The following is a 14,491-nucleotide window of genomic DNA, read 5'->3' as shown; positions in this document are numbered from 1 at the left end:
GTCATGCATCCCGGGCGCGAAGAGTGCCCGCAAGACGCACAGAAACTCAGAATTGTAACGACAAGGGGTGTGTTGAGGGCCGAAGTGTCCGCGTATGTTGGCGAACAGTCAGTATAAATCCGAACGCGGATTGCATAAGGTGTGAAATGCTTGGCCTGACGGAGCGCCTTTTCCCTGCAGGTGGTAGAAAAAGATGCCATACCTTCAACGGCAATCAGCATTCTGGTTCCAGCGACGCCTTTCGAAATGGCTTGGTGGCAGGCCTAGCCGCTTTTGAAATTGGGCCGTCATATGCGCATGTGACGCAAATCCGCATTTAATAGCGATGGCAGTCAATGGCTCTGTCGAGTCTGCGAGCAAGGCACGGGCGCGTGCAAGACGGCGATCAATGATATATTGCTGCGGGGACCGTCCGACCGCAGCGGTGAACGATCTGGTGAAGTAGCCGGGGGACAGGCCTATCGCATCGGCCAGCTCTGAAACGGTCAGACCACTACCGATCCTGTCCTCGATGAGATCATTGATACGGCGCATGCGAAATCCGGTCATGCAGCGTGCGTCGCTCGGAATCGCTCCTGCCTTGTCCAGGTCCTGCGCGGCCCGGGTGGCAATCTCGCTTGCCAGAGCTTCGCACTCCAGAGGGTCCGCCTGGCCTGCACGCAGCATCTGGCGACGAAGGCTGTAGGCTGCCGAGACTGCACGCCGGTCCACGCGGTCGCTGAAACGCCGGGCGTTGGCAAGTCGTCCTTCCGCGCCGGCGCCGGAGAGCCGCAGGTACTCACCACCAGAATCTGAGCAAGAAAAAACATCGCACCCAGCCGGGATCAGAGCCAGAGTGTTGGCCCCAGTTTCGAAATTTCGGCGTTTGTCGGAGGCAAATGCATGCGTCCCTTTCTGTGGGTCAAAAGCAAAACCCACGACGCATGAGCCGGGCGTAAAGGACACTTCGTATGCGCCCTGCGGCAGCAGTTCGATACTCCATTGCCCGGCATGCAAGCGCCTTGGGCCGTATTTCCGCCTAGGATTTTTTACACCAACCATGGGGCCTTGATAGCGGAAAGCCGGACAACAAGCATCATCCAGAAGCCGCTTGACGATGTTTCCGTCAGATTTGTGAAAGCCAGCCCGGCGGTCGCCGGATACGCAGAGGCAAATTGAGAAGGAAACCGCAAATGGAATTGTTCACACGCTCGGAACTCGATGAGGCTGCACAGATCGTGCAGGAAACTGTCCTGCCGACGCCGGCGTATTCCTGGCCGCTTCTTGCGCGCCGAACTGGGGCGGATGTTGTGGTCAAGCATGAGAACCACACCCCGACCGGTTCGTTCAAAGCGCGTGGCGGGCTTGTGTTCGTCGAAAAACTCCGGCGGCGGGGCGCTTTGCCGCAGGGTATTGTGACCGCGACGCGCGGGAACCACGGTCAGTCCATCGCTATGGGGGCCGGCCGGGTTGGTATTCCGGCCGCCATTGTGGTGCCCGAGGGAAATTCGGTTGGCAAGAATGATGCAATGGCCGCATTCGGTGGCGAGGTCATTGTCGCAGGCTGCGACTTTGACGACAGCCGTGCCATCGCATTGGAGCTGGCCGCGGAACGCGGCTACCAGTTCGTTCCCTCGTTTCATAGCGACCTTGTTGCGGGTGTCGCCACCTATGCTCTAGAGCTGTTTACAACTCACCCGGATCTGGATGTTGTGCTGGTCCCCATCGGTATGGGGTCGGGAATTTGTGGGCTGATTTCTGTCCGGGACATGCTCGGACGAAAAACCGAGATCATTGGCGTGGTCGCAGAAGGGGCTGCGGCCATTTCGAAATCCTTCGAGGCCGGGAGGCCGGTGCCGACACTGACGGCCAGAACATTTGCCGATGGTGTGGCGTGCCGGGAGCCGCAACCTGAGGCGTTTAACATCATCAAATCTGGAGCGAGTGACGTCCTAAAAATCAGTGATCGCGAAATCGCGGAAGCAATGCGCGCGCTTTACACCGATACGCATAATCTCGTTGAGGGGGCTGGTGCCGCGCCCCTTGCTGCATTGCTGAAGCACCAAAGCCGCTTCGCCGGAAAGAAGGTGGGGTTGATTCAAACCGGCGCAAACATCGACCTCCATGCATTCGCCGAGGTTCTCGATGGCCGCACGCCAGCGTGCTGAGGGGGACGACGATGTCAAACTGCGATACGAGATCCCCAGCCAGCGCCTTTCTCCCCGCACTGGCGGCCATCGGTGCTGTCATAATTTGGGGGGCATCCCCAGCAGCAACGGCGATTGCCGCGCGCGATGTGCCGCCCGATCTCATCGGCGGATTAAGGACCATCCTCGGAGCACTTTTTCTGACCCCCTTAGCTGGCCGCTTTTGGTCCGCCTTGCCACGTGACCTGTCCGCACGAATAGAGCTTCTTGTCGGAGGGGTCGCGGGCTTTGCGGCCTATCCCGTGCTCCTAAGCATAGGCGTGGCGAATACTTCGGTCATGCACGCATCACTGATCCTCGCGTCAGCGCCGGTATTCACGGGTCTTGTCAGCTTTATCATCACCAGAAGCTGGCCTCGATCCATATGGTGGATCGGGGCGGCAATGGCGATCACCGGCGTTGGGTTCTTGCTGCTCTATCGAGGGGCGCCAACAGCGTCGGCTGCATCGTCAAGCATCGCTGGTGATTTTACCGTTCTTTTGTCAGTGCTGTTTGCAAGCGTCGGCTACGTCTTTGGAGGCCGATCCTCAGGGCGGATCGGACAGTGGCCCACGACCTTTTGGAGCCTGGTTGCGGGCTCGCTTGTCCTTCTCCCGTTCATCGGCCCACGTGCAATTGCATGGAACTGGACGGAGGTCAGTCAGAGCAGTGTTCTGGCGCTCTTGTTCCTGGTCCTTCTGGTCACGGTGGTAGGCTATGTCCTGTGGTTCTGGGCGCTTGGCCAGGTCGGAGCAGGCAAGGTCGCCCCGCTGCAATTCGGGCAACCCGTCGTGGGAGTGCTGCTGGCGGCTGTTCTGTTTGCGGAGCCGTTGACTTTTCCAATCGCGCTTTCGGCGGGGCTGACGATCCTTGGAGTTTGGGTCGCGCGTAGGGCGTGAACTCGTACGCGCCTGGCGATTGTTAAGTACACCGGAAAACTCGCCGGACATCAACGGGACCGGCTCCCCATCCTTGGTTCCGGGTTTTCCGGTTCCCGCAATGAAAGTCTCGGCACGGGGCAACCCGGGCCAAATAAAGAAAGGCAGATAATGAAACTTGTCATTCTCGGCGCGAACGGACGCACTGGGGTACATGTGCTGCGCCGCGCACTTGATGAAGGCGCTCACATCACTGCTGTAGTCCGGTCCAAAGCCAAACGACCGGAGCTAAGGCATCACAGGTTGAAAGTCGTGGTCGGCGACCCTTGCGACCCGAAGTTTCTGACCGCGGTCTTCCGCGGTCAGGACGCGGTTATTTCAACTCTTGGCGGCAGACGTCCGACCAAGACTGCGACATCCATCTATTATCGATCAGCGAACGCAATTGTCGAAGCGTCTCGGCAAACCGGTCTCAAAAAGGTCGTCGTCACGTCGAGTGCGCTTCTCTTTCCACCCCGACGATGGATTGACCGCTTGTTGAAGATCGTGGTGCGCAGTGTTGTCACAAGCGCCAGCCTGATGGAGCAGATCCTGAAGGCCGCCGATCTTGACGTGACCATCGCGCGATGCGGTTTTCTAACCGACGCCGATGAGACGGAGTATCGTACGGTGAATGGGGCATTGCCCGAGGCAGGATCATCGGTTTCCCGTCGTAGTTTGGCTCATTTTCTTGTGGATGCCGTACAAGGGGCATCGTCTGGGCACATTGTGTGGGGCGTGTCAGCGCCCGCGAGGTCGGATGCATAGGCCACGGTTAGGGCTGGTTCGACATTCTGTCATGATCGGTTTGCTCTTTCTACACACTGGACCTGAGTACTGCACGCAGCGAAGGCCCTCTTCCCGCCCAGCTTCGAATGCTGGTAGGGCGACGTGCCATGCGGACCGTGTCCGCTTAGGGCTGGCTGATGTCATCTGGCGTCGGGCACGAGGTGCGGTATCCCTGCAACCCGATGCCGCGCCGCAAGTCCGGTGTGAGGCCATGATTACGTGTTACTGCGATCTGCACGAAAGTCCCAGAAACCTGAGCCAGATCCGCCCTTCGAAAGGGGCAGATGCTTCTATCTGATGGTGTCTAGATGGAACTTATAAGTTCTTTCAATGCATTGCAGAGCATTGCGTACTCCGGTTGATCGTGGATCGGCTGCGTAGATTTGGGCTCCTCGCGCATTAACTTTGGCCAAAGTGCGAAGCGAAGATTTCATCAATGTCATGGGCCGCGCTTTCATTTCGAGGGGGCATCGGACTATTCTTTCTGGCGAAACAGAAGACAGGCCCCGCCACTGGCCCAGCATGAAAACTAAAAGCAAGATGTCCAAGGACGCCGCAGTCAGGAACAAGCTAAAAAGAAAGATCGCCGAGGGGCAGCCCGGTGATCGGCTGCCGCGGGTGCGCGACTTGATGTCCGAGTTTGGCACCTCGCAGCGGGTCGTAGAACGGGTGCTCGCACCGCTGATCGAGGACGGTCAGATAACTGCCCGACCGGGCGCGGGGTTGCATATCGCCCAGCAGCCGGATGAACCCGAAGCCGTCTTCAATGCCGATTGTCTGATCCTTTACAGAGCCTCTGAAAGCCGTCTTGCCCGCAGGCTACTGGTGGAGCTTGTTAACCGCCTGCGGCGCAACGGCTACCGCGTGGAAATGAAAGCCTTCGTCGATGAGGCGGAGGGCGAAAGCTTTCTGGAACGTCAGGGGCGCTTTCGTTGCTGTCTTTTGCAGACCAATTTCGAGGTCGTCTCGGTCAGGTTCCTTGCGCGTATCCTTGATTGTGCCGATGCGCTCGTGGTCGATGGTGTGTCGCTGACGGGCATAGATGCCGATGTCATCGGAACCAACTGGCGCGAAGCGCTGTCGGTCGGATACCGGATGCTGCAGGATCGGGGGCATAGTCGGATCGGCTTTTTGACGTCTGCACATGACGCACGCCAGATCGCAATGGCACGGCGCGAATTTCTGCTGCTCAGCGGGTGGGAAGGCCCTGCACCGCATCCCCGTCTGCACACCGTAGCGGCGCTTCCGGGGTCCTATCGTCACTCGGACCTCGTCGGTGCCTTGCCCGAAAGCCCATCGGATGCCGCTGCATCGACCGCTTTGATTATCTGGGGGCTGGTCGAAGGGCGGCTGCTGGATGCTGTATTGCAAGAAAAGAACCTGAAACTGGGTGAGGATGTCAGCCTTTTGCTTCTGGGCAGCGTCGATGTCCCGTCCGAACATGTCAGCCGTTTTGACATCGTCGGCAATTCGGACCGCGAAAAACTCGATCTGTTCGAAACGGTTGTCACTGCGCGGATCAAGGGCAGCAAGGAACCGCCACGCACCCATTATCTGCCGATCTACACGGTCGTGAATGGTTCAATCCAACGGCACGATGCGACATTGGCCTGAAGGGTGAGTATAGCTATCGTTGTTGGGCTAATTATACTCACTTAGGCTCGCCCCAAGAAGACATACTGGGGGCTTTGATGTCAAAATCGGATGACAGCTTTGGAATTGCCATCATCGGGGCCGGTGAGCGCGGCGTCTATTTCATCGGCAGCCGCATCGCCGAGGCCGCGCGCGATACGGGGCTGCGGGTAATCGGCGTGTTCGACCGTCTGGCCGACCGTGCCGAACTTGCCGCCGCACACCTGAGTACGGTGTATAGGTCCGTCGGGTTGGACCACGAGGTTCGGGTCTTCGCGACGCTCGATGAAGCGACTGCGGATTCGGCGGTGGACCTTGCTATTGTGACAACCCACACTGACAGCCATCGTGAACCCGTCGAACGGGCGGTGGCCCACGGCAAGCGGGTCTACCTGGACAAGCCCATATCGGTGACGCTGAGCGATGCCGAGGAAATCGCAGAGGCCGAGCAGCGGTCGGGCCAGCCGATCATGATGGGGTTCACCCGTCGCTACGAACAGCCCTGGATCGAGTCCGTGCGTCTTGCCCATGGCGGACGTATCGGCACCCCGCGCATGGTGTTGCTTCGGTCGGTCATTCCTTACACGCGCTATTTGCAGCTGTGGCATCGCAGCGGCGCGCGGTCGGGCGGTGCGCTGAATGACAAGGGATCGCATCATTTCGACGTGCTCAACTGGATCGCTGATGGGGCCCAGCCTGTTCAGGTCTCGGCGACGGGTGGTGTGTCGGGTATCTTTACCCCCGATCCGACCGCGGCCGCGCGCTGTAGCGAATGCGACCGCGATTGCCCCTATCGCCGCCACGAGACGCTGATCGACAAGTTCGAAGGCGTCGGCCGCGTTCCCAATGTCAGCTGGCAAACCGCAGAGGAGGTCCATGATCGCAACGACACCTGCGTCTATCATCCGGGTGCGGACATCGACGACCACGCCGTGGTCACTGTGCAATACGACAGCGGCCTTGTCGCAACATTGTTCTTCGCAATCTTCGGTCCGTGGGCGACGGATCAGGAAACACTCGAAATCATCGGAGAGAGTGGCCGTTTGCGGATGGAGCGGCACAGCGGTGACATCGACCTCGTTGAACAGCATGGTCGCGCCCGTTCTATGGTGCACCACCCGAATCCTGATCGCAGCTCGTCTCATTACGGGGCTGATCGGGAATTGGTGCGCAAGCTTGAGCGGTTTCTGAAAGGCGAAACACCACCGGTGGGCGTGGCCGAAGGTGTGGACTCGCTGCGGCTGGTGAAGGCAGCGCAGATGAGTCTTGCCGAGGGCGGCCGCCCGGTTGACCCGCGCAAGCTGTCCGTGGCGGAGGTAGCACAATGATCAATGCCCCCCTGCCAGATCGCTTGTGCCCCCGTGCCACCTCGCTCGGTCTTGCCCCGTTCTACGGTGACATTCACAACCATTCCGACCTTTCCTATGGCCACGGTTCCTTCCCGGATGCGCTGACTAAGGCGGCGCTGCAGCTTGATTTCGTGTCGATCACGGGCCACGCCCATTGGCCGGACATGCCGGTGGGCGACCCTTCGATCGCACATATCGTCGATTTCCACGTCAAAGGCTTTGCCAAGCTGCGCGCGGCCTGGCCCGGGCACTACGACAAATTGCGCAGGGCGGACCGGCCCGGTGCCTTCACCGTTTTCCCGGGATACGAGATTCATTCCGGCGCACACGGCGACTACACAATCGTGTTGGCGGATCTGGCGGACGGGCCGCTGGAGCTGGCTGACGATCCGGCCGGGCTCAAGGCGGCGCTTTCGGCGCGCTACGGCGACAGGGCTCTCGCCTTTCCGCACCATATTGGTTACCGCACAGGCGCGCGGGGGATCAATTGGGCCACCTTCGACCCCGATCTGTCCCCTTTTGTCGAAATGTTCTCGATGCATGGCTGCGCTGAAGCGTCCGAGACCGAGCGCGGCTATCTTCATTCCATGGGGCCGGTAGACGGACATTCAACCATGGCTTACGGGCTGGAGCAGGGACACCAGTTCGGCATCATCGGTAACACCGACCACCACAGTGGCTTTCCCGGCTCCTACGGACATGGCCGCATGGCGCTTTATGCCCCCGCACATGCCCGTGACTCGTTCTGGGATGCGATGCGCGCGCGCCGGACCAATGCGCTAACCGGCGACCGTATCCATCTATTGGCGCAGATCGGCGAAACGGTGCAGGGCGGCACGGTCACGGCTGGGTCTGACGCACAGTTGGCGATTGAGGCCGTGGCAGGCGGAGCCATCGACTGCATCGACGTGATCCGCAATGGGCAACTTTCGCATCGCATCAGCCCCGCCATCACGCCATCACCCATCGACGCAGAAAGCGACGAGACCTTGATCCATCTGGAAATGGGCTGGGGCGCGCGGGGAATGCGGCACGACTGGGATGGTACACTCAGGCTCGAGGGCGGTGAGATCCGCGCGGTTGAGCCGCGCTTTCGCGGCCGCGAGATCGTCTCGCCACTCGAAGGCGAGGACAGTGGCCACGCGATACCCACGATCCAGTCGGACGGGCAACGCGTGACCTTCTCCGTCACAGCTGAAGCCAACCCCAACAATACAACTCCCGCGACGCAAGGCCTGATGCTGCGCGCCGCATTGTCCGGGGATGCGGTGATCCATGCGCGGCTGTGCGGGCAGGATATCGCGATCCCTGCCGCGCGTCTGTTCGAGGGGGCCAAGTCGGGCAATTTGGGGGCAATCGATACCCCTGCCTGGCGGTTTCACCAGCTTGCTCGGGCGGAGCTTTGGCAATGGCAGGGCACTGTCCCGCTGGGGCGGCTGGATGCGGGCGACACGATCTATCTGCGGTTGCGACAGCAAAGCGGCCAGATGGCCTGGACCTCACCGATTTTCGTCAGGTGAGGGCAAAAAAAAGACCAAGACCAAAATCATGACAGGAGGAAAACATGAAACACTTTAGAAATCTCATGACCGGGATCGCGACAACGACGCTCTTGGCGACCGGTGTGATCGCAGAGGATCTGACGATTGTCCACGGCTCCGTTGGCCGAGACCAAGAGGTCCTGCGCGGACAACTTGATCGTTTCGAAGCGGAGACGGGTCATACTGTGACGATCGTCTCGATGCCGGAAAGCACAACCGATCAGTTCGGTCAGTATCGGCTCTGGCTTTCGGCACAATCGAGCGATATCGACGTCTACCGGCTGGATGTGATCTGGGCACCGCAGCTGGCGTCGCATTTCGTAGATTTAACGCCTCATGTGGCAGATATCGTGGACGATTTTGTGCCCGCTGCGATCGAAAGCCAGACAGTGGATGGCAAGCTGGTCGCGCTGCCGATGTTCCTTGGCGCGCCTGCGCTCTACTATCGGACAGACCTTCTGGAGAAATACGACCAAGAGGTCCCGACCACTTGGCAGGAGCTGACCGAGGCGGCGCAGGTCGTCATGGATGGCGAACGGGCAGAGGGTAACACCGACATGTGGGGCTTCGTCTTTCAGGGCGCGGCTTACGAAGGCCTGACCTGCAATGCGCAGGAATGGATCAACAGCTCCGGCGGTGGCCGGATTGTCGAATTGGACGGGTCCATCAACATCAACAACCCGAAAGCCGCCGCGGCGATTGACCTTGCGGCCAGCTGGGTCGGCGGCATCGCCCCTGAGGGTGTTCTGAACTACAAGGAAGAAGACGCACGCGGTGTCTTTCAGTCTGGCAATGCGGTCTTCATGCGCAACTGGAACTACGCCTACGCACTCGCCGCAGGCGAAGACAGCCCGGTGCGCGACAGCTTCGCAGTGACGACGCTTCCATCCGGCGGTGAGGGCATGTCCTCGTCCGCGACGCTGGGTGGCTGGAATTTGGGGGTCTCGCGCTATTCCGAGAACCAGGAAGCCGCGATCGAATTGGCGCGTTTCCTCACCAACTATGAAAACCAGAAGGAACGCGCGATCGTCACATCGCGTCCACCAACGCTGAATGCGGTCTACGAAGACGCTGAAGTGGCCGAGCAGCAGGAGTTCATCCCCCTCTGGAAGCCTGTGGTCGACAATGCCCTGCCGCGTCCATCGGCCGCGACACTGCGCAAATACAACGAAGTCTCGGCGGCGTTCTGGACAGCTGTTCACAACACCATGTCCGGCGATGGTGATGCGGCGACGAACCTGTCCCGCCTCGAAAACGAGCTGAAACGCCTGCGCGGGCCGCGCTGGTAAAGCCTGATTTTAGGAACCTGTTCCGGGCGGTATGGCCGCCCGGAAACCACAACGGAGGCAGCCATGGCTAAAACAGAACAAAGATCGCGCCTATCTCGAAGCCGCACCCGCTCGGCCTGGTTGTTTCTGGCGCCGATGCTTGTGATGCTCCTGATCGTCGCCGCTTGGCCGCTTGGCCGCACGATCTGGTTCAGTTTCACCGATGCGTCGCTCGACCTGATGAGCGAAGCCCGCTGGGTGGGGTTCCGCAACTACCTGGAATATGTCGATTTCGGCGACGGCGAGGGACAGTATTATGGCTTGCTGGCCGATCCCCGCTGGTGGCGTTCTGTCTGGAACACGATCCTTTTTGCCGCCGTTTCGGTTTCCTTCGAAACTGTCTTTGGCCTCATCATCGCGCTGGTGCTGAACCAGCAATTTCGGGGCCGTGCATTTGTCCGCGCGGCTGTTCTGATCCCGTGGGCGATCCCGACCATCGTTTCAGCCAAGATGTGGGCCTGGATGCTGCATGACCAGTTCGGGATCATCAATGATATGTTCATGGCGCTCGGTCTGATTTCCGAACCTATCGCTTGGACCGCCTCACCGGAGACCGCAATGGTCGCCGTGATGATTGTCGATATCTGGAAGACGACGCCCTTTATGGCGCTGCTTATTCTGGCCGGGCTTCAGATGGTGCCGGGTGACATCTACGAGGCTGCTAAGCTTGACGGTGTGCCGGCCTGGCGCGTGTTCCGCCGCTTGACGCTGCCATTGATCATGCCGGCGGTCCTTGTGGCGGTGGTCTTCCGTGCTCTCGATGCGCTGCGTGTCTTCGACATCGTCTATGTCTTGACACCCAATACCGATGCGACGCGGACCATGTCTGTTTATGCGCGTGAGAATCTCTTTGATTTTGACCAATTCGCCTATGGCTCGGCCGCATCCACGTTGCTGTTCGTTGTGATCGCCTTGATCACCATCACGTTCATCATGGCCACTCGCATGGATCTGGAAGGTAAACGCTCATGAAACCTGCTCTTTGGCAAACTGCGGGCTTCTACGCCCTTGTCGCAATCATCGTTCTGCAGGCGATCTTCCCTTTCTACTACGCTATCCTTACCTCGCTCGAGGATGGGCAGGCGCTGTTTGAAGTGAACTACCTGCCAAAGGCGCTGAACTTCGCAAACTATCAGGCCATGCTGTCCGGGGGCGTGTTCGGCAAGCAGATCCTGAATTCTGTTTTCGTGGCGAGTGTGGTGGTCATCCTGTCGCTCTTCCTCGCGATCACCGCCGCCTTTGCCCTGTCGCGCATCCACTTCCGGGGGCGGGGGCTGCTGTTGCTCACGGTCCTGTCCGTGTCGATGTTCCCACAGATCGCGGTGCTGTCCGGGCTTTTTGAGGTCATACGTTACTTCGGTCTGTTCAACTCCCTCTGGTCCCTCGTGTTCTCCTACATGATCTTTACCTTGCCCTTTACGGTTTGGGTGCTGACGACGTTCATGCGCAACCTCCCGGTCGAGATCGAAGAGGCAGCGATCATGGACGGAGCCTCGTCGTTCACCATCATTCGCCGCGTGTTCCTCCCCCTGATGTGGCCTGCGATGGTAACGACGGGGCTTCTTGCCTTCATCCACGCGTGGAACGAGTTTCTGTTTGCGCTCACCTTTTTGTCGACGGACAGCCAGCGCACGGTCCCGGTCGCAATTGCTCTCATTTCGGGGCGCAGCGAATTCGAGATCCCATGGGGCAACATCATGGCGGCTTCGGTCATCGTGACCCTGCCTTTGGTGGCGCTCGTCCTCGTATTTCAACGCAAGATCGTGTCCGGCCTGACCGCCGGTGCTGTGAAAGGATAAACCATGGCGACTGTCGAACTTATCAACGTGTCCAAATCTTACGGGAACGTCGAGGTGCTGCGCGACATCAATCTGTCGCTTCAGAAAGGGGAGTTTGTTGTTTTTGTCGGCCCCTCGGGGTGTGGCAAGTCCACACTTCTGCGCATGATTGCCGGGCTTGAGGACATCTCTGGCGGGGATCTGCTGATTGATGGCAAACCTATGAATGATGAGATGCCCGCCAAGCGGGGGATCGCGATGGTTTTCCAATCCTATGCGCTTTACCCGCATATGACCGTGTTCGAGAACATGTCTTTCGGTCTGGAACAGGCCAAGCTCGGCAAAGACGAGATCAAGGCGCGGGTCGAGAAAGCTGCGGAGATGCTACAAATCGAAGGGCTGCTAGACCGCAAGCCAAAACAGCTTTCGGGGGGGCAACGGCAGCGTGTGGCCATTGGCCGTGCGATCACCCGCGATCCCCGTGTGTTTCTGTTTGATGAGCCGCTGTCGAACCTCGACGCAGCCCTGCGGGTGGATACAAGGCTCGAAATCGCCGGATTGAGCCAGCGTTTGCCAGACACAACGATGATCTACGTTACCCATGATCAGGTCGAGGCGATGACGCTCGCGGACCGGATCGTGGTGCTGAACGGCGGGGTTGTCGAACAGGTGGGCACGCCGATGGAACTCTACGAACGGCCCGCCAGCCAGTTTGTGGCAGGGTTCATCGGAAGCCCGCGGATGAATTTCCTGAATGGTGCTGTTGCGCAAGCCCACGGCGCAGAATGCTATGGCATTCGACCCGAGCATATCGCGCTGGACCATGAAAACGGCGATTGGCGCGGCCGCGTGATACTGACCGAACGGCTGGGCTCTGATACCTTCGTCCATGTCAATGTCGAGGGGATCGGGACCGTCAATGTCCGGATCGAGGGCCGGGCGGAGGTTCAGGCCGGAGAGGCTGTGCATCTGACGCCTGATCCGGCTTCCATTCATCTGTTTGATGCGAAAGGGCAGCCTGTTTCGGGCTGAGAATAACCATGAGCAAAGGTATCGACCAACTGCGCACAGAAATGGCGCGGCAACACAGTGATGCGCTGGCCTCTTTGCGGGCGGCGCGGGACAGTGCAAGGCCCATCGCCGAGGCGTTGCGCGCGCGGGGGCGATTGGCGCTTCTGGGCATGGGCGGCTCGCACTGGATCAACCGTGCGGTGGGGGATTATTACCGCGCCGCGGGGCTTGATACGACGGAGCATGTGGTTTCGGAATACATGCGCGCACCGTTGCCCGGTGATCCCGCAATGTTGGTCACCTCGCAATCGGGCCGCTCGGGCGAGGTGCTGCACCTGATCGAGCGCGGGATGGTGAGCCCCGTGGCCTATGGCCTGACACTTGAGGCGGACAGCCCGCTTGCGACGGAACTGCCCTCCCTTGTGGGCGTGGGCGGGCGCGAGCTTGCCTATGCCGCGACACGCTCGCAGCTTATCACACTGGGGCTGCATGCGGCCATTCTTGAGGCCTTGGGGCAGGATATCTCGGCCGCCGAGGTCGCTCTTGCGGCGGGGGCACCGTCGCGTCCGACCGAGGCCGATGCCGCTATTGACCGGTTGGTCCCTGCACCCGTTGCGATCATGGTCGCAAGGGGGTGCGGGGCGCAGGGGGTGATGGACGCCGCCGCGCTGTGCCTGATGGAAATCGCCCGCCTGCCGGTTTTGGGGCTAGAGGCCGGGCAGTTTCGCCACGGCCCGTTCGAGATGATCGACCAAGAGAGCGCGGTGATCCTGCTGCGCGGTCAATGCCAGGACCGCGACGACCTCTCGCTTTTGGCCGAGGAATGTGTGGCGCACGGGATCGCGCCGATCATTATCGATGCTTCGGGGCGGGCTCCCGTGCGCGGTGCGCTTACCGTGCCGCTCACCCCGCAAAAGGGCCTTGCTCTGGCGGTTGCAGCGCTGCCGGTGATTCAGGATATCCTTGTCAGTGCCGCCGCGCGCCGCCTGCCTGATGCGGGCCTGCCGCGCCGGTCTTCCAAGGTTGCCAGCGCCGAGGTCGCCTGATGAAAGCCGCACCATTTCCCATCGCTGTCATTGGCAATGCCAATCTGGATCTTGTGGGCGGGCTTTTGGCTGACTGGCCCGAACAGGGGACCGAAATCTTCCTGGACCGCGCAGACAGCCGCATTGGCGGTTCCGCGGCCAACACGGCGCTCGTATTGCAACGGCTTGGTGCTGTGTCGGGGTTGATCGCTTCGGCCGGTTCGGATGCCGTCGGAACCATGATAGCAGAAGCCTTCGCAGCCCCTTTGGACCGGATCGCGCGGGTTGAGGCCCCCACGTCTGTCACATTCGGCCTGCTGCATCCGGGCGCAGAGCGCACCTTCTTTTCGACACCCGGCCATCTGGATCGTTTCGACATGGCGCAGGTGCGCGCGGGGCTGGCCGACTGGCCCCTCGACGGGGCTCTGGCCATGATGTCGGGAGCCTTTGCACTGCCAGCCTTGACGCGGGACAGTCTGACGCTGATGCGCGACTTGCGCGCGGGGGGGGCACAAATCGCCATCGACCCGGGCTGGCCGGGCGACGGCTGGACAGACACGACCCGCGCGCTGGTGCAGAGCTGGATCGCCGAAAGCGCCTTGGTGCTCATCAATGACAAAGAGCTGGTGGGACTGACCGGGGCAGACAGTGTCGAAGGCGGGCTCGACGCCATGGTAGGCCAGCTGCCGGAGGATTCCGTGCTGGTGGTCAAATGCGGGCCGGACGGCGCGATTGCGCTGCGCGATGGGGAGACTGTCTCCGCGACAAGCCCGCGTGCCGATATCTTCGACACGATCGGCGCGGGGGATGCGTTCAACGCAGGCTTTTTAGCAGCCCTTCAGGTCGGGCTGGATCTGCAAACCTGTCTGCGCGCAGGCAGCGCTGTGGCCAGCGCTGTGATCCGGATTTTTCCACGCAGTACGGGCGCGTTCCAGCTGTCCGAGCTTCTGGCCTAA

13 protein-coding genes are annotated in these 14,491 nt (G+C 60.4%); 12 read left to right on the top strand and 1 reads right to left on the bottom strand.

The window, feature by feature from the left end; translation table 11 throughout:
• Window positions 1–204: 204 nt before the first annotated feature.
• Entirely contained in the window at window positions 205–1,041 is an 837-nt protein-coding gene (locus MHM88_RS03475) for an AraC family transcriptional regulator (RefSeq protein WP_239360035.1), read from the bottom strand.
• 131 nt (window positions 1,042–1,172) lie between these two features.
• On the opposite strand from MHM88_RS03475, the gene MHM88_RS03470 reads away from it, so the two are divergent.
• The 12 genes from MHM88_RS03470 (at window position 1,173) to MHM88_RS03415 (ending at window position 14,491) form a co-directional block, all read left to right on the top strand.
• The gene (locus MHM88_RS03470; protein WP_239360033.1) at window positions 1,173–2,147 is read left to right on the top strand and encodes a threonine dehydratase; all 975 of its coding nucleotides are present in this window, start codon (window positions 1,173–1,175) and stop codon (window positions 2,145–2,147) included.
• 11 nt (window positions 2,148–2,158) lie between these two features.
• A complete protein-coding gene (locus MHM88_RS03465; RefSeq protein ID WP_239360022.1) occupies window positions 2,159–3,064 on the top strand; it encodes a DMT family transporter in 906 nt (301 codons plus the stop codon).
• Window positions 3,065–3,214: 150 nt separating this feature from the next.
• On the top strand, window positions 3,215–3,850 hold the full coding sequence (locus MHM88_RS03460; protein WP_239360020.1) for an NAD(P)-binding oxidoreductase: 636 nt from the start codon (window positions 3,215–3,217) through the stop codon (window positions 3,848–3,850).
• 543 nt (window positions 3,851–4,393) lie between these two features.
• Window positions 4,394–5,485: a GntR family transcriptional regulator gene (locus MHM88_RS03455; RefSeq protein ID WP_239360018.1), complete on the top strand. Its 1,092-nt coding sequence runs from the start codon at window positions 4,394–4,396 to the stop codon at window positions 5,483–5,485.
• A gap of 77 nt (window positions 5,486–5,562) precedes the next feature.
• Entirely contained in the window at window positions 5,563–6,831 is a 1,269-nt protein-coding gene (locus MHM88_RS03450; protein WP_239360011.1) for a Gfo/Idh/MocA family protein, read from the top strand.
• Window positions 6,828–8,372 carry a hypothetical protein gene (locus MHM88_RS03445; protein WP_239360010.1) on the top strand — a complete coding sequence of 515 codons (1,545 nt, stop codon included), beginning with the start codon at window positions 6,828–6,830 and terminating at the stop codon, window positions 8,370–8,372. The genes MHM88_RS03450 and MHM88_RS03445 overlap by 4 nt, the downstream gene beginning before the upstream one ends.
• A gap of 44 nt (window positions 8,373–8,416) precedes the next feature.
• On the top strand, window positions 8,417–9,682 hold the full coding sequence (locus MHM88_RS03440; RefSeq protein ID WP_239360009.1) for an ABC transporter substrate-binding protein: 1,266 nt from the start codon (window positions 8,417–8,419) through the stop codon (window positions 9,680–9,682).
• Window positions 9,683–9,745: 63 nt separating this feature from the next.
• Entirely contained in the window at window positions 9,746–10,693 is a 948-nt protein-coding gene (locus tag MHM88_RS03435; protein ID WP_239360008.1) for a carbohydrate ABC transporter permease, read from the top strand.
• Window positions 10,690–11,520 carry a carbohydrate ABC transporter permease gene (locus tag MHM88_RS03430; RefSeq protein WP_239319006.1) on the top strand — a complete coding sequence of 277 codons (831 nt, stop codon included), beginning with the start codon at window positions 10,690–10,692 and terminating at the stop codon, window positions 11,518–11,520. Before MHM88_RS03435 ends, MHM88_RS03430 begins: the two co-directional genes overlap by 4 nt.
• A gap of 3 nt (window positions 11,521–11,523) precedes the next feature.
• Window positions 11,524–12,531, top strand: a complete 1,008-nt coding sequence (locus MHM88_RS03425) for an ABC transporter ATP-binding protein (RefSeq protein ID WP_239360007.1) — start codon at window positions 11,524–11,526, stop codon at window positions 12,529–12,531.
• Between the two features lie 8 nt (window positions 12,532–12,539).
• Window positions 12,540–13,556 carry an SIS domain-containing protein gene (locus MHM88_RS03420; RefSeq protein WP_239360005.1) on the top strand — a complete coding sequence of 339 codons (1,017 nt, stop codon included), beginning with the start codon at window positions 12,540–12,542 and terminating at the stop codon, window positions 13,554–13,556.
• Entirely contained in the window at window positions 13,556–14,491 is a 936-nt protein-coding gene (locus tag MHM88_RS03415; RefSeq protein ID WP_239360001.1) for a carbohydrate kinase family protein, read from the top strand. The genes MHM88_RS03420 and MHM88_RS03415 overlap by 1 nt, the downstream gene beginning before the upstream one ends.

Source organism: Epibacterium sp. MM17-32, assembly GCF_022348205.1.
In the GTDB taxonomy this organism is placed as follows: Bacteria; Pseudomonadota; Alphaproteobacteria; order Rhodobacterales; family Rhodobacteraceae; genus Epibacterium.
Note: the sequence above shows the minus strand (reverse complement) of the source record. Positions and strands in the feature narration are given on the sequence as shown.